Origin of the sequence: Actinomadura sp. NPDC049753 (genome assembly GCF_040674655.1) — a bacterium.
In the GTDB taxonomy this organism is placed as follows: Bacteria; Actinomycetota; Actinomycetes; order Streptosporangiales; family Streptosporangiaceae; genus Spirillospora; species Spirillospora verrucosospora.
Genome location: NZ_JBFARL010000181.1, coordinates 1 through 15,778, shown reverse-complemented (window position 1 = coordinate 15,778; position 15,778 = coordinate 1). Strand labels below are relative to the sequence as shown.

General features: G+C 71.2%; 16 protein-coding genes and 1 pseudogene. 6 read left to right on the top strand and 11 right to left on the bottom strand.

The genetic code is table 11. The annotated features are described in order from the left end of the window. Positions 1-97: 97 nt before the first annotated feature. Positions 98-859 (bottom strand): creatininase family protein, encoded by a 762-nt coding sequence (locus tag AB0K37_RS32715; RefSeq protein ID WP_363987563.1) that lies wholly within the window; start codon positions 857-859, stop codon positions 98-100. A 49-nt stretch (positions 860-908) separates the two neighbouring features. Beyond that, positions 909-1,445, bottom strand: a pseudogene (locus AB0K37_RS32710) (phosphatase PAP2 family protein); the annotation flags it as partial. Positions 1,446-1,733: 288 nt separating this feature from the next. On the opposite strand from AB0K37_RS32710, the gene AB0K37_RS32705 reads away from it, so the two are divergent. Further along, complete coding sequence (locus AB0K37_RS32705) at positions 1,734-2,297, top strand: DUF1349 domain-containing protein (RefSeq protein ID WP_363987561.1); 564 nt, start codon at positions 1,734-1,736, stop codon at positions 2,295-2,297. Between the two features lie 6 nt (positions 2,298-2,303). Here AB0K37_RS32705 and AB0K37_RS32700 read toward each other — a convergent pair whose 3' ends face one another. Together AB0K37_RS32700 and AB0K37_RS32695 are read right to left on the bottom strand one after the other, a co-directional pair. Next, positions 2,304-3,776 carry a metallophosphoesterase gene (locus AB0K37_RS32700; protein WP_363987559.1) on the bottom strand — a complete coding sequence of 491 codons (1,473 nt, stop codon included), beginning with the start codon at positions 3,774-3,776 and terminating at the stop codon, positions 2,304-2,306. A 184-nt stretch (positions 3,777-3,960) separates the two neighbouring features. Further along, positions 3,961-4,914: a superoxide dismutase gene (locus AB0K37_RS32695; RefSeq protein WP_363987558.1), complete on the bottom strand. Its 954-nt coding sequence runs from the start codon at positions 4,912-4,914 to the stop codon at positions 3,961-3,963. Positions 4,915-5,006: 92 nt separating this feature from the next. On the opposite strand from AB0K37_RS32695, the gene AB0K37_RS32690 reads away from it, so the two are divergent. After that, positions 5,007-5,504: a MarR family transcriptional regulator gene (locus AB0K37_RS32690; protein WP_363987556.1), complete on the top strand. Its 498-nt coding sequence runs from the start codon at positions 5,007-5,009 to the stop codon at positions 5,502-5,504. A gap of 92 nt (positions 5,505-5,596) precedes the next feature. Here AB0K37_RS32690 and AB0K37_RS32685 read toward each other — a convergent pair whose 3' ends face one another. Further along, positions 5,597-6,799 (bottom strand): MFS transporter, encoded by a 1,203-nt coding sequence (locus tag AB0K37_RS32685; protein WP_363987554.1) that lies wholly within the window; start codon positions 6,797-6,799, stop codon positions 5,597-5,599. Positions 6,800-6,891: 92 nt separating this feature from the next. Here AB0K37_RS32685 and AB0K37_RS32680 point away from each other — a divergent pair, with 92 nt between their 5' ends. Continuing rightward, positions 6,892-7,497 (top strand): TetR/AcrR family transcriptional regulator, encoded by a 606-nt coding sequence (locus AB0K37_RS32680; RefSeq protein WP_363987552.1) that lies wholly within the window; start codon positions 6,892-6,894, stop codon positions 7,495-7,497. Between the two features lie 129 nt (positions 7,498-7,626). Here the strand turns inward: AB0K37_RS32680 and AB0K37_RS32675 are convergent, their stop codons facing one another. Then, complete coding sequence (locus AB0K37_RS32675; protein WP_363987551.1) at positions 7,627-8,481, bottom strand: NAD(P)-binding domain-containing protein; 855 nt, start codon at positions 8,479-8,481, stop codon at positions 7,627-7,629. A 229-nt stretch (positions 8,482-8,710) separates the two neighbouring features. On the opposite strand from AB0K37_RS32675, the gene AB0K37_RS32670 reads away from it, so the two are divergent. Further along, the gene (locus tag AB0K37_RS32670) at positions 8,711-9,382 is read left to right on the top strand and encodes an alpha/beta hydrolase (protein ID WP_363987549.1); all 672 of its coding nucleotides are present in this window, start codon (positions 8,711-8,713) and stop codon (positions 9,380-9,382) included. A 267-nt stretch (positions 9,383-9,649) separates the two neighbouring features. Here the strand turns inward: AB0K37_RS32670 and AB0K37_RS32665 are convergent, their stop codons facing one another. Genes AB0K37_RS32665 through AB0K37_RS32655 form a run of 3 tightly spaced genes read right to left on the bottom strand, consistent with a single transcriptional unit; the run spans position 9,650 to position 11,245 of the window. Continuing rightward, positions 9,650-10,363 (bottom strand): DUF6082 family protein, encoded by a 714-nt coding sequence (locus AB0K37_RS32665; protein WP_363987547.1) that lies wholly within the window; start codon positions 10,361-10,363, stop codon positions 9,650-9,652. A 14-nt stretch (positions 10,364-10,377) separates the two neighbouring features. Beyond that, positions 10,378-10,983 (bottom strand): DUF6879 family protein, encoded by a 606-nt coding sequence (locus AB0K37_RS32660; RefSeq protein WP_363987545.1) that lies wholly within the window; start codon positions 10,981-10,983, stop codon positions 10,378-10,380. Beyond that, a complete protein-coding gene (locus tag AB0K37_RS32655) occupies positions 10,976-11,245 on the bottom strand; it encodes a hypothetical protein (protein WP_363987565.1) in 270 nt (89 codons plus the stop codon). Before AB0K37_RS32655 ends, AB0K37_RS32660 begins: the two co-directional genes overlap by 8 nt. Before the next feature lie 421 nt (positions 11,246-11,666). On the opposite strand from AB0K37_RS32655, the gene AB0K37_RS32650 reads away from it, so the two are divergent. After that, positions 11,667-12,227: an RNA polymerase sigma factor gene (locus tag AB0K37_RS32650; protein WP_363987543.1), complete on the top strand. Its 561-nt coding sequence runs from the start codon at positions 11,667-11,669 to the stop codon at positions 12,225-12,227. Next, positions 12,220-12,543, top strand: coding sequence for a hypothetical protein (locus tag AB0K37_RS32645; protein WP_363987542.1), 324 nt, complete (start codon positions 12,220-12,222; stop codon positions 12,541-12,543). The genes AB0K37_RS32650 and AB0K37_RS32645 overlap by 8 nt, the downstream gene beginning before the upstream one ends. Here AB0K37_RS32645 and AB0K37_RS32640 read toward each other — a convergent pair. Together AB0K37_RS32640 and AB0K37_RS32635 are read right to left on the bottom strand one after the other, a co-directional pair. After that, entirely contained in the window at positions 12,520-14,229 is a 1,710-nt protein-coding gene (locus AB0K37_RS32640; RefSeq protein ID WP_363987540.1) for an ABC transporter ATP-binding protein, read from the bottom strand. The genes AB0K37_RS32645 and AB0K37_RS32640 overlap by 24 nt on opposite strands. After that, a partial coding sequence (locus tag AB0K37_RS32635) for an ABC transporter ATP-binding protein (RefSeq protein ID WP_363987538.1) occupies positions 14,226-15,778 on the bottom strand: 1,553 nt, incomplete at its 5' end. The genes AB0K37_RS32635 and AB0K37_RS32640, both read right to left, overlap by 4 nt.

The window sequence follows — 15,778 nt, the reverse complement described above, 5'->3', positions numbered from 1 at the left end:
GGCTCCTTGCCGTGGTGCTCATGATGGCTGCTCGGTCCGCTTCCGATGCCGCATCTCATCGTCTCCGTTCGAGGTCGTCGGGCAGGCGATCTGCGGCTCAGCGCACGGCCTGACCGTCTCCGTCGTGTACGGGGTGCTCACCTTCGTCGCGTCCCTGCCCGGTGCGGCCGCCCTGCTGCTGAAGCACCGCGAGGACGTCCCCGAACGACGCGACGAAGCTCCGCAGCGTCTCCCGGCCCTTGTCGGCGCTGGCCAGTGACGGCCGCCCGACCACGCCCGACGTCGTGTAGGCCGCCATCCCCGTCGTCAGGAGGTGCCGGCGGTCGTCGGCCAGATGGTCGGCGGTCCGGTACCCGTCCCGGACCAGTTCCGGATGGGCGTGCAGCAGGATGGAGGTCTCCAGCTCCCCGGCGTGCATGTCGCTGACCGCGGACGTCTCCGCGCCGGACGCCCTCTCCGCCGCCTCCCAGTGCTCCATCGCGGGGAACAGGGCCATGTCGCCGTGCGCCTCCTGCACGACGTTGCCGAGCACGTAGTTGCCCCCGTGCCCGTTGACCAGCACGAGCTTGGGGACGCCGGCCCGGCGCAGCGACTCGGCGACGTCCCTGACCACCGCGTACAGGGTCGCCGCCGAGATGCTCACCGTCCCGGGCCAGTCCGCGTGCTCATGCGAGCACGAGATCGTCACTGGCGGGAGCGTCCGCACCGGGTACGCCTTCGCGATCTCCGCCGCGATCGTGCACGCGATCACCGTGTCCGTCGCGAGGGGGAGGAACGGGCCGTGCTGCTCGTGGCTCCCGATCGGCAGGACCGCCACGGGGACGTCCGGGACCTCGGGACTCGTGTGCGTCGGCAGCATGACCCACAGCTTGCCGCATCCGTCCGGCCAGGGAAACCAGCGCCATGGCGCCGGCCAGCAGGAGCGCGGCGACGATCCCGTCCGTCCAGTAGTGGTTGGCCGTCACCACCACCACGAGGACCGTGAGCGGCGCGTGCAGAGCGACGACCCACCGCCACCGGCTCCGCGACACCCGCAACACCGCCACGGCCACCAGGATCGCCCACCCGATGTGCAGGGACGGCATGGCCGCGTACTGGTTGGCGATCCCGTCGGCCGCCGCCGGGTAGGCCGACGGTCCCACGGTCAGCATCGTGTCGACGGCCCCGATCCCCGCCAGCCGGGGCGGCGCCAGCGGGAACATCGTGTGCACCACGAGGCCGGCCGCCGTCAGCGCCACCAATTCGTTGCGCACCCTGGCATAGGCCGGCCTGTGCCGCACATAAAGCCAGATCAGCAGCAGCGCCGTTCCGGGGAAATGGACGCTCACGTAATAGACATTGGCGAGGAACGCCGCGTGGTCCCATCCGAGCGCCCAATGCTGGAATCCGACCTCGCTCGGCAGCCATTCCCGCTCGAACCGCCACAGAACGTGCGCGTTCGCCATCGCCTGCCCGGGGCCGCCCTCGATCAGCGTCCGGCCCCACTTGTAGAAGGCGAACAGGACCGCCAGCAGCCCCACCTCGGTGAGCAGCGGCCGCATCCGGCCGCGCACCGCCCCGCCCACTGCCGCTCCGCTCACCATCGTGCCCTCCCAGCCCGGTCGTCCCCGTCCAATGACAACCTTCGCGTCTGACATTTCCGGAGACACTGGGTTCAGCTACCCGATCATGGGAGGTAAAACCCACCCCTGGTGGTGGGGTTGACTCCACCCCCTGACGTAGATTTCCGACCTATGATCACCGGCGAATGGCTCAACCCGCCGCCGTCCGCGACGCCCGACGGCCCCGCCCTCGTCGTCACCGCGGCGCGGGGCGGCGACTTCTGGCGCACGACGTCCTACGGCTACGACCGCGACAGCGGGCACGCCCTGCTGTCCCCCTTCGGCCCCGAGGCCGCGATCGAGGTCTCCTTCGTCGCCGCCTACGACCACCAGTTCGACCAGGCCGGCCTCCTCGTCCGCCTCTCCGAGACGACCTGGATCAAGGCGGGCGCCGAGTACTGCGACGGCGCCCTCCAGTTGGGCGCGGTGGTGACCCACGGCATGTCCGACTGGTCCTCGGCGCCCGTCCCGTGGCAGCGCCGCGAGGTGACCATCCGCGCCAGCCGCTCAGGCGACGCCGTGACCATCCGAGCCCGCGCCGGCGACGATCCCTGGCGGATGATCCGCCTGGCGCCCTTCCCTCCCGGCGTCATGGCCGCCGCGGGACCCTACTGCTGCGCCCCCGAACGCGACGGCCTGACCGTCCGCTTCACCCGCGTCGCCGAAACCCCGCCCGACACGGCCCTGCATCCATGAATCCGCCTATTTGCAGTCGAATTCCTTGGTGGCCCCGGTGCTCAGAGCGCAGTTCAGCGGCCACGCCTGACCGGACACCCCGTGGAAGGTGAGATGCCACTGACCGCCCGTGTCGCGCAGGAGCGCGTAGCCGTGGACACCCCGTGAGACCGAGTGCTGCACGGTCTCGCCGTCGACGGTCTTGCCCATCACCTTGGTGTCGTCCGGCGGCGTGTCGAGCGTCGTCCCGGACGAGCCCACGGTCAGCTGCGGAGGACGCGGGCTGTTGAGGAAGTCGAGCATCTGGTAGAGGTGCACGTGCCCGGACATCACCAGGTCGATGTTGCCGGCCAGCGCCCCCTTCGCCGTCTGCCTGACCGCGCTCGCCAGCGTCGGGTTGATCCACGTCACGGCGGTGGACGAGGCCTGCTTGACCATCCACAGCGGCTTGTGGGTGATCAGGAAGTAGTCGTGCGCCGGATGGTTGGCGGCCAGGGCGTTCACTTCGTCGAACCATTTCGCGTACCGGGCGGCCTGGGCCTGGTCCGGCTTGTTCCTCTCGCTCGCCGAGCTGGAGTCGAACAGGATGAAATGCAACGTGCCCGCATTGATCTGGACGGGCTCGGTCTGCGTCTGCGGCAGGGAGAAGCACTCGTTGTTCTTCTGAGGAACCGTGGCGAAATAGCGGAACCATTCGGCGCCCCGCCCCACCTTCGGAGGCGTGCAGACCTCGTGGTTGCCCCGCGCGAAGATGAAGGGCGCCTCGGCGAGAAGGGCCTGGGCGGGCCGCAGGAAGTCCTTGATGAGGCAACTCCAGTCGGCGGCCTGCCCTTGGGTGTCGCACCCCGGAGTGGCGTCGTCGGCGCCCTCAGGCGTCTCCCGGTACACGTAGTCGCCGACGTGGACCACCAGGTCCGGCCGGGACTGCGCGGCCGCGTGCACGGAGAGCGGCTCCAGCGGCCAGTTCTTCTGGCAGTCCTGGTTCTGCGGGGCGCCGACCGTGGGCGAGACGACCTCGCATCCCGCGTCACCGATCACCGCGATGCTCCGGGGACGCCCGTTCACGGGCCACTCGGGCAGCGGGAGCTGGAGATTCCCCGGATGCACGGTGGCCGCGAGGGTCGTGGACGGCTCGATCAGCGCGTTGCTCGCCCCGTCGGGGACCGGCGCCACGCAGAACGTCGTCGGGAACTGCCGGAGCCCGCCACCGGTGACGAAAGGATCGCTGACCTTCCTCAGCACCGCCGTCTGCGTCTTGCCTCCCAAGGCGTACTGCAGGGTGGGGCAGTTCCCGGCGGGGTTCTCGGTGGTGGCGAACCGGACCTCGGTCGTGTGGCTCGTCCCGTTCACCAACTGCGTCCAGGCCCACGCCTCGCCGTTCTTTCCCACGCCGGGCGGCGAGGGCTTGGCGGACGGGCTCGGGGCGGACTGCGCGAGCCCGGACATCACGGCGACCAGCAGTCCCACGACGGCCACCACGGCCGCAGCTATTCGCGACATGAACCAGGTATCCCATCAGATCAAGAGAAATGGACTATTCGGACGCCTTGCCATTCGGTGTCCGACGCCGGTCGATCTGCCCTGGTTGTCCGCCGCCATGTCAGCCGCCGCGTGCGGTGTTGTTCAAGTTGTCTCCGGTTCGTTCCAAGCCCGCCCGCGCCTCCGGGTAAAACGCGAATCGGGCTTACGGGCGGGGGATGGCGACCGCGTTGTACGAGACGTCCGGAGTCGGTCCCGTGGCGAAGAACCGGATGTTGGGGAGGTACAGCCGCGAGCCGAAGGCGGCCACGGTCGTCGGCAGGGCGAGCCGGGCATCCGTCACCCGCCGTACGACGCGGCCGTCGGTTCCCTCCGCGTCCAATCGCACGACGGCCACGGTGTTGAGCCGGTTCTGCACCGCGTACAGCGTCCGGCCCCGCAGCAGCAGCCCGTCGCCTTCCGGCAGCGACTCGCCGTGCAGGTTCACCCGGCGGGTCTCGCCCGTAGGCTCGACGCGGAACAGCCCGCCGGTGTTCGACTGCACCACGAGCAGTCCCCGCCCGTCCGGTGTAGGCGTGATGCCGTTGGCGTTGAACCCCGCGCTGCCGGGGCTGTCGGGACCGCCCTGGTACACCAGGTCACCGGTCAGGGGAATCCGGACCGCGGCGGAGGGAAGTCGTCCACCGGCGAGCGGCAGCTTGTAGAGCACCGGGTTGGTGGAGTCGGTGAACCACGCGGCGCCCTGCGTGATGGTGACGTCGTTGACGAACGACGGACCGGTGGCCAGCCGGTAGGACGCCAGCACCCGTCCGGTCCGGGCGTCGAGCACGCGAGCGTCGCCGCCCGTGCCGCCCGCCACGAACAGCCGTCCGCGCCCGTCGCTCTTGAGTCCGAGGGCCGGCGTGCCCGGCCCCCGGCCGAGGACCGCCCCGGCTCCCGTGCGAAGGTCGGCGCGGTAGACCGACCCGTCGGCCATGGAGCCCACGTAGGCGACCGGCCCCGGGCCGATCGCGATGCCCTCGGGCTGGAACCCGTCCGGCAGCCGGATCGTGGTCGGGTACACCGCCGTCCCGCCCCGGGCGTCCGCCGCATGAGCCGGCGCGCCCGTCGCGGCGGCCAGCCCGAACACCAGCACGGCAGAGATCGTCCGACGTCGCATGGAGCTACCTCTCAACGTTGAAATGTTTAACGCTGAGGACAGTAGAGGCGGTGCTACCTTGATGTCAAACAGTTCAACGTTGAGAGGTAATCGTGGAGCGTGACGCCGTCGACCTCATCGTCGAGCAGTGGGCTCGCGCCCGCCCCGACCTCGACGCGTCCCCCATGAGGGTCCTGGGCCGCCTCTCCCGGCTGACCCGCATCGCCGAGCGCGAACTCAAGGCCCTGTTCGCCGAGTTCGGGCTGGAGCGGGGCGAGTTCGACGTCCTGGCCACGCTCCGCCGCGCCGACGCTCCCGGCGGCATCACCGCGGGCATGCTGGCCCGCTCCTCCATGGTGACCTCGGGCGCCGTCACCAACCGCCTGGACCGGCTCGTCGCCAAGGGCTACGTCACGCGCGACCTCGACCCCGCCAACCGCCGCACCGTCCTCGTCGCCCTGACCCCCGCCGGCCGCGACCTCATCGACCGCGCCGTCGCCGCCCACCTCGAGAACGAGCGCCGCCTCCTCGCCGCCCTCGACCGGCGCGAACAAGACGACCTGGCCGAAACCCTGCGCACCCTCCTGCTCAGCCTCGGCGACCAGCCGTAGCCAGCGCCTGTTTGGAATGTTGTTCTGGAAGTGCAGCCGCCCGGGCACTGGAGGTCCTTCTCCGGTGCCCGGGCAGCCCGAGTGGATCTCGGTTATCGCAGGGCTTGGTCGCTACGGGCGATCCAGATCGCCAGGGCGGCGAGCAAGGCGCAGGCGCCACCGAGCCAGAACACGCCCTGGAGCGTGAGCGTGTCGACCACGACGCCGCCGGCCAGCGCGCCAAGACCGATGGACAGGTTGAACACCGCCACCCACAGCGAGGAGGCGGCTTCCACAGCCTGCGGAGCGGTCTTGATCATCCAGGTCTGGAGGCCCACGGACACACCGCCGAAGGCCAGGCCCCAGACGATCAGCAGGATGGCGCCGCCGATCGCGGTCTGACCCAGCAGCAGGAAAAGTGGCATCGCTGCCGTCATGGCCACCGCGATCGTCAGCACGCTGCGGTGCACGCGGCGGGAGAGCGCCGAACCGGCGACGAAGTTGCCGATCATGCCGGCCGCACCGAATCCGAACAGCAGCGGACCGACATGGCGCTCGTCGATCCCCGACAGCTTCTGCAGCGCCGGGCTCACGAACGTGTAAGCGGCGAAGTGGCCGAACACAAGGAGCACCGTCGCGATGATTCCAACGCGTACGCCGCGGTTGCGGAACTGCTCCATCAGCAGCCTGGGCCGGACGGCCTGGGAGGCGACCAGCCTCGGCAGTACCGCCAGCAGAGCGATCAGGGTCACGAGCGCCAGGACGCTGAGCGAAGAGAAGGCGATGCGCCAGCCGATGAGGTCACCGACCAGGGTGCCGAGCGGGACGCCGAAAACGTTCGCGGCACCGACGCCACCGAAAATGACCGCTGTGGCGCGAGGTGCGTCCGCGGGAGCGACGAGCCGGACCGCCAAACCGGCGGCAACCGCCCAGAAGCCGCCGATCGCTATGCCGACCAGCACCCGGGAGCCCACCAACACCGCGAAGGTCGGCGCCAGGGCGGAGCCCAGGTTCGCCACGGTCATCAGGGTCATCAGCCCGACCAGCAGGATGCGGCGGTCCAGCGACCCGACGATCACCGGGACCAGCGGCGCCGCGAACCCGGCGACGATGCTGGGCACCGTCACCATCAGTCCTGCCGTCCCCTCGGAGACCGACAGCGCGGACTCCACGGAGGTCAGCAGCCCGATCGGCAGCTGCTCGGCGGTCACCAGCAGGAAGGTGCCCAGAGCCACCACGCAGACCGGCAGCCAGCGACTCTTGTCCGGGGTCCCTGGCTCCTGTCTCTGGGTGGGAGTCTGCTCTGCGGTCGTCAACGGATCCTCCTCCACCAATTCGGGAGCGATCGCTCCCAAATTGGGACCCTAGTATGGGAGCGATCGCTCCACAAGTCGGGTACGGTGAACCCATGGCACGACCCCGGCAGTTCGACGAGAAGAAAGCGGTCACCTCGGCGACCGAGCTGTTCTGGCGACGCGGTTACCACGCCACTTCGGTGCGCGACCTGGGCGACGAGCTGAAGCTCACGCCCAGCAGCCTGTACCGGACGTTCACGGACAAGCACACGCTCTTTCTGCGCGCGCTCGACCATTACCGGGCCACCGAGTCGACGCAGGCCCGCCGGCGTCTGGATGCGAGTGACCGCCCGGTTCGCGAGGTGCTGCGGGAATGGATGCTGTGGCTGGTGACCTGCCCGGCCGACGGCACGACCGGCCGCGGATGCTTCGTGGTCAACACCGCCACCGAACTCGGCACCACTGACGACCAGGTCCATGAGCGGATCGAGGCTGCGTTCACGGTCACCCGGCAGGCCCTGCAGGCGGTGCTGGCCGAGGGGCGGGAGCGAGGCGAGCTGTCCGCCGATCTCGACGTCGACGGAGCCGTGGAGTTGCTGTTCACGACGGTGCTCGGCCTACGGGTACGAGAGCGCGCCGGCCACGATCTGGAGCGCCTGACCACCGCGATCGATCTCGCGATCCGAGCTCTGGGGGCCGCACCCGCGCAATCCGCCTGACGGCTTAGGCCCGAGGCGTAGCGACGCCCTACGACGAACTCGCCTGCCGATACAAGGCCACCTTGAAACTCCAGTACCCGTGAGCGGGCCGAACACATCTCACGAACAGGCCCCAGCGCGCCACGCGGTCTACGCCTTGCGGAAGTGCTCGACGAGCCTGGAGTAGCTGTCGTCTCCGTGGCCCCGCTCGACCGCCGCCGCCACGAGTGCCCGGGAGTACTCGGGGAACTCGTCGTCGATGCCCCGCTCCCGGCTCTCCCGCACGAGATCTTCGATCGAGGGCAGGTGGTGGCGCAGCGCCCCGTACGGCGTCGCGAACCGGCCCCGGTCGACCTCCTCGGCGATCGACGGCAGGAAGGCCGACAGCGACGCAAGGGGACTCTTGGCCTCCTCCAGGAACCGCCCGACCTCGACACCCGCGTCCGACAGCGCCGCGGCCGCGTGCAGGAACCCGTTGAGGAGCCCCCACATCGTCCCGTGGACGGCCATGCCGTAGAGCACCGCGACGCCGGGATCCTCGGACACCAGCGGTGCCTGCCCGCTGAGAAGCCCCAGCACCTCCCGGTGACGCTCGTGGACGTCCGCGGGCCCGCCGTAGAAGACCGTCGCGTCCGGATGTCCGACGCCCGGCGCGATGGTCATGATCTGCCCGTGCAGGTACTCCCCGCCGCGCTCGGCGACCACCGCGGCCACCTCCCTGACCTCGCTCGACGTCCCGTCCGTCAGGTTGACGACGACCCGTCCGCGCAGGACCTCCCCCGCCGCCTCCAGCAGTCCGCGAGCGACGGAGTTCCCCTTCACGTTGACCACCACGACCTGCCCGGCGGCAACGGCATCGCGGACGCCGTCGGCCTGCCGCGCCCCCTTGGCGACCAGCCCGTCACCCCTCCCCGCAGTGCGATTCCACACGGTGGTCGGATGCCCGCCGTCCAGAATCGCCTCCGCCAGCGCGCCCCCCATCTCCCCAAGCCCGAGCACCGCCACGCCAACGGCCCCATAACCAGAACCCACAACGCCCCCTTCCGAGAACACCAGGAGCCGTCACGCTAAAACCTCAACCAAACACGAGGTCAAGCAGAGGAGCGGCGGCGGGTGACGGCGCGAGAAACCTCCGGCGGCGCCGTGCCCGCGGCCGCTCGGGCGGCTGATGCCGCCCTCGCCCGGTTCGGCCCGGGGAAGGAATCAGCGTGATCAAGGCATCGTTGACACACGCATGACAGCTTTCGTCCTCGTTCCCGGCGGTTGGCGCGGCGGATGGTACTTCTCCGACCTGGCCGACCGGCTCCGCACCGCCGGACACCGGGCGCTGACCGTGACACCCACCGGCGTCGGAGACCGCGCCCACCTGAACTCCGCGACTGTCAATCTGGACACCCACGTCGACGACGTACTCGCCGTGCTCGCTGCCGAGGAGGTCGGCGACGCCGTTCTCGTCGGGCACAGCTACGGCGGCATGGTCATCACCGGTGCCGCCGACCGCGCCCCCGCCGGCGTGGTGCGCCGCCTGGTCTACTGCGACGCCTACGTACCCGAGGACGGCCAGTCCTGCTGGGACCTGACCACCGATGCCTACCGCAGCCTGTTCCTGGACGGCGCGGCGGGGGACGGGTACGCGGTCCAGCCGCCGCCGGGCCGCGACCCGCGCGTGACAGCGCATCCGCTGGCCTCCTTCCTCCAGCGAATCCGGCTGGACGCGGCCGGCCTGCGCGACGTCAGGACCCGGGACTACGTGTACCTGTCCGGGTGGGACGGCACGCCGTTCACCGCCGTCCGCGACCGGCTGGCCGACGACCCGGCCTGGCGGGTTCACACGCTGGACAGCGGCCACGACGTCTGGAGGGACGCGCCGCAGGAGTTCCTGGAGATCTTGCTGCTGGACGAATAGTCACGACGCGATGAGTGGGCGGGTGCTCGCAGGTAGCGGGGCTGCTTCCCGCCTCTGCGGCACAAGCGGCCGATCTCGGACGCGCCCCTCTTCCAACGGTTCGAGCGCACGTCGCCGGCCGCCGGAACCCATGCTCACTCCCGTCGGCGAGCGGTCACGCTAAGCGCCGGTGGCATCACGCCCGATGACGACGATGTCACCGGTGTCCAACTTCCAGATCTCGGACGACTCCTGCGTCGTGCGGCTGTCACCCACCCCGCCCGCAGTTCAACCGGAAAAGCGGCGGCGGGTGATGGCCCGGCGGACGAGAGGGGCCATCACCAGGACGCCTGCCGCCGAACCGGCGAGAAACCTCCAGCGGCGCCGAGCCTGCGGCCGCTCGGGCGGGGGAACGGGGGCCAGCCCGTACTCCTCGTCCAAGATCTCGTGGAACCGGCGCGCTCGCCTGCTCCCGGCGGTCCCCATGCGCACCTGACGCGCCTCCTCCCAGAAGGCCCGGCCAGGACGCCCCGAGAACATCTCCCGCGAAATGGCGCGCAGCCTCTTCTCGGGAAGAGCTTTCGTCTCGAAGGACATCTGCCACTCGGAGAGGATCATGTTGATGTACATGAGCTGCCGCCTGGCCTTGCGGTCCGCATCCGCCGGAACCGGTCCCCATGCCTCGTCGAGGGCCGGGTCGTCCATGGCCATCTTGAGCAGCTCCGCTATGGCGATGCGCCGGGCCTCCTCCCGCGCGATCCTCGTGTCGTACGCCTGGAAGATCAGGGTTGCCGCGATGCCGATCAGTGCGAGCGCGGCCAGGAGCGCCGATGCGGCGCCGTAGGTCTGACCGATGAAACTCAACCGTTCCCAGCGGGCCGGCGGGCCGCCGAAGGCGCGCAAGCCCCACGGTGAAGCCGCGATAAGGGCTATGACGACAAGCGTGAGGAGGCAGAGGGAGAACGTCTTCACCCTGCTTCGGCCCAAGCGAACGAACGGCATCCACGAACGATAGTTCAGACGGCCGGTGCGGGTAGCGGGGCTACTTCCCGTTCGAAGAAGCGGAGCAATGGCTCGCCCCTGCGGTATAGGCGGCCGATCTCGGACGCGGCGGTACGGATCACGTCCGGCGTCCTGATACGGCGGGCACCGCAAGGCGTCCAATCGGGCAGATATCGGACCTCGTAGAGGACGCGGTCGCCAACGACGACGACCTCGGGCAACTGGCCCTGATTCTCCAGGTCGGCGAGGTTGTCGGCGGAGAGGACGCGCAGTTCGAAACCTTCTTCCGCCAGCATCCGCAGCGCGTGCAGCTCCCATTGGACGTAGGGGCTCAGGGGGCGCTCGACCACGCGAACCCGCCTGATCTTCAAGCCTTGCCGCCGGTTCCTGTCGGCCTCGGTCCGGACGGCCTTGCGATCCTCTTCCAGCAGGTCGAGGGCGCGTCGCCAGTCGCCGGAAGCGAACGCCTGCCAGCTGGGATCCTCCGGTTCGCGGAAGACCTGGGAGCGTTCGAGTTTCCAGATGGTCCCGCGCAGGTCTTCGCACTGGCGAGCGAAATCCCGATGGTAGGCCGCATGGTCCAGCACCTCCCCCCGGAATCGGGCGAGTCGATCAAGCATCGCGGATGTCCGGTTTGGCGGCCGAAAGAAGCCGTCCAGAGATGATCACGAGACGTTCGTCGGAGCCGATGCTCACGCCCGGAGGCAGACGGTCACGGTAGGCGCCGGTGGCGTCACGGCCGATGACGGCGATGTCGCCGTTTTCCAACTCCCAGATCTCCGGGCAGTCCTGCGTCGTGCGACTGTCGCCCACCTCGGCGGCGGTCTTCCCTAACCTCCGCTGGAACCCCGCGCCATGATCGGCTTCCCATGGCCTGGTCATGATGCCGCTCACTTCCAGTAGCCGGTGTTTGCGCGAATTCTCGCACTATCGCTCATGCGCGCCAAGTGTTGTCCAAATGGTCCATTTAATGATGGGCAATACCTGCCGGGACATGGCTGCCTCGTGACGTCCAGGTGAGAGCGGGTTCGGCTGACTCCGCGGGGTTGGGGTGGACGGGGGCGCGGTTCCTGGCGGCCTGCTGCAGGCTCGCCTTCCGGCGTGCGGAGACTGGATGCAGGTCATCAGACGCGCGGCATGAATCCTTTCTGCGGGTTCGTTCCTCTCATAGGGGTGCCGGCAAGAGCGCCGGACACGGGACTCGACCGGGAGGTTGTCATGATCGTTGGTGCCGTCGTGATCGGCGTGGCCGTGCTCGTGTGCGCGTGCAGTGTCACCGTGCTGCGCAGGCGGGGGCGCTCGCGTGGCTGAGCGGACCTGGCCCGGGGAGCGGATGATCGCCGCCGCGCAGGGCGGTGATCTGGAGTCGATCGCCGCGCTGGTGTCCGGCTCGCACCCGCACGTGCGCCGCTTCGCCCGGACCCTGTGCGCGTCGCCCGAGGACGCCGAGGACGCCGCGCAGGAGGCGTTGATCATCTTGTACCGCAAGATCGGGACCCTGCGGGCGTCCGGTGCGCTGGCATCGTGGATGTTCCGCATCGTCCGCAACGAGTGCCTGCGGCGGGCGCGACTGAGGCCGCCGCACTACGACGAGGTCCCGGACGTCAGCGTGGTCTCGGCCGAGGACGAGGTCCTGCGACGCCTGGAGGCGGGCCGGGTCGCGGCGGCGATCGCCGCTCTGCCCGCCGACCAGCGACACGTCCTCATCATGCGAGACATCCAGGGATACAGCGGGCGCATGGTCGCCGACGCGCTCGGTCTCAGCGTTCCCGCGATGAAGTCGCGGCTGCATCGCGCCCGCGCGTCGGTCCATCAGACGCTGCAGGGCGCACCCCACCCGGTTTCAGGAGACGGCGATGACTGACAGGCAGACCTTCGCGAGCACGTCGCTTCCCCGGCACCTGCTCCGCGGTGCGACGGGCTTCGGGGCATTGATCGGGGCGTTCGCGCTGCTGCCGGTGCTCGGACCCGTCAGCCTCCTGCTCGCGCCGATCGGCCTCCTCGCGCTGCGCGGGTGTCCGGCCTGCTGGGCGATCGGGCTGGTGCAGACCGTCTCCATGGGCCGGTTGCAGCGCTCCTGCAAGGACGGGGTGTGCCAACTGTCCGTCGCCCGCCCTGCGCACTCGCACGAGCACGGCGAAAGCCGGCCCAGTGACTCAGGTGTGCCAGTGGCCCACTAGGGCTGCGTAGGTTCGGCTGCGGGTCTGGAGGGTCTCGTGGGTGCCCAGGAGGGGAACCGGGCCGTCCAGCAGGAGGACCTGGTGGGCCCGTTCGGCTGAGGTCATGCGGTGGGCTATGACGATCAGCGTGCCGCCGCGGGTCGCCAGGGCCTGTTCGGCACGGGCCTCGGCTGCGGGGTCAAGGTGGCTGGTGGCCTCGTCCAGGACGATGACTCTGGCCGGGGACAGGTAGGCGCGGGCCAGGGTGATGAGCTGGCGTTCGCCCTGGGAGAGGTCACCGCCGCCGGGTGGGATGTCGGTCTCGTAGCCGCCCAGGCGTTCGACGAGTCCCCGGAGCCCGACGGCGGCCGCGGCTTCGTCCAGGTCACGGGTGCCGGCCCTGGGGTTCAGGTAGGTCAGGTTGTCGCGGAGGCTGCCCGCGAAGACGTAGCTCTCCTGCGGGATCAGCGTGATCTTGGAGCGCAGGTCTGCCCGGTCCAGGTGGGGGAGGGGGACCTTGCCCAGCGTGATCTTGCCCTTCTGGGGTTCCAGGAGGCCGGTGAGCAGGTTCGCGAGGGTGGACTTGCCGGTGCCGCTGGGGCCGACGACGGCCAGGTGCGTGCCCTCGGGGAGGTGGAGCGAGAGGTCCTCGACGACGGGGGCGGCGCGCGGGGAGTAGGCGAAGGTGACGTGGTCGGCCTCGATGCCGGACGACTCGGCCGTCGCCGTGCCGGGCGGCGGCGCCTCGGGGACGGTGCAGACCTCGGCGAGGCGGCCCAGGACCACCGCGAGACTGAGCAGGAGGGTGCCGCCCGCGTCGACCAGGACGGTGATGCCCGGCTGGAGTCCGGTCACCAGGTAGCCCGCGCCGCCTGCGATCTGCCCGGCGGTGAGCCCGTGGTGGGCGGTCAAGTAGGGCGACAGCACGAGAAGGGCGAGCAGGGGCAGGTGCACCCCCAGGGCCAGGACGGGGAGGCGGATCCAGCGGGTGCGGGCGTAGGCGCGCAGGGCCTCCGCCTGCGTGTCCACGACCTCGCCCACCGCGGCGGCGGCGCGGTCCTCGGCGCCGCAGGCGGCGACGTCGCGGACGCCGTGCACGACGGTGGCGGCGGCCTCCCCGATGCGCTCGGCCTGGCGGATGACCGCCCGGTAGCGGCGGATCTGCAAGCCCACGAACGCCGCGTACACCCCCAGGGCGAGCGCCACGGACAGGCAGATGACGAGGGCCAGCAGGGGCGACAGCAGCGCCAGGCCCACGAGGGCGGCGGCGCCGGCGGAGACCAGCTGGCGGACGTTGCGCAGCGCGGTCCCCACCAGGGCTCGGACGGCCTCGGCCTGCTCGGTGACCTGGGAGACGCCCGCGCCGGCCGCGTCCGGGGTCCGGTCGGCCATCCGGCGGAGGGCCGCCGCGACGACCTCGGTGACCAGGGAGTCGCGCAGCGGTTCGACGGTCGCGGCCAGCCACGGGTAGACCCGCCCGGTCGCGACCGCGCCGACGGCGTACAGGGCGGCGAGGACGGCGAGCCAGCCGAGGCCCGTCAGGGTGCGGCCCGCGAGGAACCCGTGGTCGACGGCGCGGGCCAGGAGCAGGCCGGACGCGAACATCGGCAGGGACTCCACGACCGACCAGGCGGAGAGCCGGCGCAACGCGGGCCACTGGCCGCGCAGGTGGCGGTGCAGCAGGCGCGCGGCGGGCGGAGCCGTCATGAGGCCGCCCGGGTGGAGAACACGGCGCGGTAGGCCGGGTCCGCCCACAGGTCCGCGTGGGGGGCGAGCGCCCGCACGCGTCCGGCGTCCAGCCAGGCGACGAGGTCGGCGCGGGCGGCCGTGGCCGGGCGGCGCGCCACCACCAGGCTGGTCCGTCCGGCCAGGATCTGCCGGAGGGCCTGGGTCACCTTCAGCTCCGTGGCGGTGTCGAGGCTGCTGGTGGCGTCGTCGAGGAGGACGATCCGGGCGTCGGCGAGCGCGGCGCGGGCCAGGCCGAGCCGCTGCAGCTCGCCGCCGGACAGCGGGGCGCGGTCGAGCGGGGTGTCGTAGCCGTTCGGCAGGGCCCGGATGAAGGCGTCGGCGACGGCGTCGCGGGCGGCGCGGTGCACCTCGGCGCGCGTCGCGGCGGGGCGGGCGTAGGCGATCGTCTCGCGCACGGTCGCGCCGAGCAGCGCGGGGCGTTCGAAGGCGTAGGCGACGGCGCGGCGCAGCTCCGCGAGCGGGACCTCGGTGACGGGGACGCCGTCGAGTTCGACGACCCCCTCGTCGGGGTCGAGGAGCCGCCCGACGGTCGACATCAGCACGCTCTTGCCCGTCCCGGACGTGCCGACGACCGCGACGGTCGTCCCGGGCGGCACGTCGAGGTCGAGCCCGTCGAGGACGGCGCGGCCGCCGAGCCGGACGGTGACGCCGCGAAGCCGCAGCTCGCCGGGCCCGTCCGGCAGCCGGGACGGCCGCGCGGGGGGCCGCACCGCCGGGACGGCCGTGAGGATCTCGTCGATCCGCCCGGCGCCGACCTGGCAGTTGAGGAGCGCGACGACGGTGTCGAACACCGACGCCGACGCGGCGGCCATGGCGGCGTAGGACAGCGCGCCCACGAGCTGCCCGGTCGTGATCTCGCCGGCGGCCAGGCGGACGCCCGCGACGCCGACGACCAGGACCTGGGTGAGGGGGGCCAGCAGCGCGAGCCGCCGGCTGACCCTGCCCTGCACGGCCCACGTCTCCCTGCCCGCCCGGCCGAGGCCGGGAAGCGGCGCGAGGATGCGCCGCACCTCGGCGGCGGCGGTGCCGCTCGCCCGGATCGTCCGGATGCCCTGCCGGGCGTCGAGCAGCCGCGTCGCGATCGCCGCCTGGCACGCCTGGTAGCGGGCGAACGGATCGGTGGCCCGGACGACGAACACGCGCAGCGCGACCAGCAGCGGCGGCATCCCGGCCGCGAACGCGGCGGCGAGCCACCAGTCGATCAGCGCCAGGCCGGCCAGCGCGCCCACGGTGGTGGCCAGCGTGGCGGCGGCCGACAGCAGCAGGACGGGGAAGGCCGCCGGGCCCGACGCGGACTCGGTGAGCCGCGACAGCACGTCCCCCGCGGGGAAGCGCCGCCGCCCCTCCGGGCCGAGGGCCAGCACGTGCCCGAGCAGCCGGTGCCGGAGCCAGGCGGTGATGTCGCTGCCGCAGTAGGAGCCGAGGACGTCCTCGGCCGTGGTGGCGACGGCCGCCGCGGCCAGGACGAGCGCGAGCCACGCGGCGGCGGCGGCGGCGTCCTGCTGCG

Coding starts and splice junctions, on each gene's coding strand:
- AB0K37_RS32715 (WP_363987563.1), bottom strand. CDS start 859: ATGCTGCCGACGCACACGAGTCCCGAGGTCCCGGACGTCCCCGTGGCG.
- AB0K37_RS32705 (WP_363987561.1), top strand. CDS start 1,734: ATGATCACCGGCGAATGGCTCAACCCGCCGCCGTCCGCGACGCCCGAC.
- AB0K37_RS32700 (WP_363987559.1), bottom strand. CDS start 3,776: ATGTCGCGAATAGCTGCGGCCGTGGTGGCCGTCGTGGGACTGCTGGTC.
- AB0K37_RS32695 (WP_363987558.1), bottom strand. CDS start 4,914: ATGCGACGTCGGACGATCTCTGCCGTGCTGGTGTTCGGGCTGGCCGCC.
- AB0K37_RS32680 (WP_363987552.1), top strand. CDS start 6,892: ATGGCACGACCCCGGCAGTTCGACGAGAAGAAAGCGGTCACCTCGGCG.
- AB0K37_RS32670 (WP_363987549.1), top strand. CDS start 8,711: ATGACAGCTTTCGTCCTCGTTCCCGGCGGTTGGCGCGGCGGATGGTAC.
- AB0K37_RS32665 (WP_363987547.1), bottom strand. CDS start 10,363: ATGCCGTTCGTTCGCTTGGGCCGAAGCAGGGTGAAGACGTTCTCCCTC.
- AB0K37_RS32660 (WP_363987545.1), bottom strand. CDS start 10,983: ATGCTTGATCGACTCGCCCGATTCCGGGGGGAGGTGCTGGACCATGCG.
- AB0K37_RS32655 (WP_363987565.1), bottom strand. CDS start 11,245: ATGACCAGGCCATGGGAAGCCGATCATGGCGCGGGGTTCCAGCGGAGG.
- AB0K37_RS32645 (WP_363987542.1), top strand. CDS start 12,220: ATGACTGACAGGCAGACCTTCGCGAGCACGTCGCTTCCCCGGCACCTG.
- AB0K37_RS32640 (WP_363987540.1), bottom strand. CDS start 14,229: ATGACGGCTCCGCCCGCCGCGCGCCTGCTGCACCGCCACCTGCGCGGC.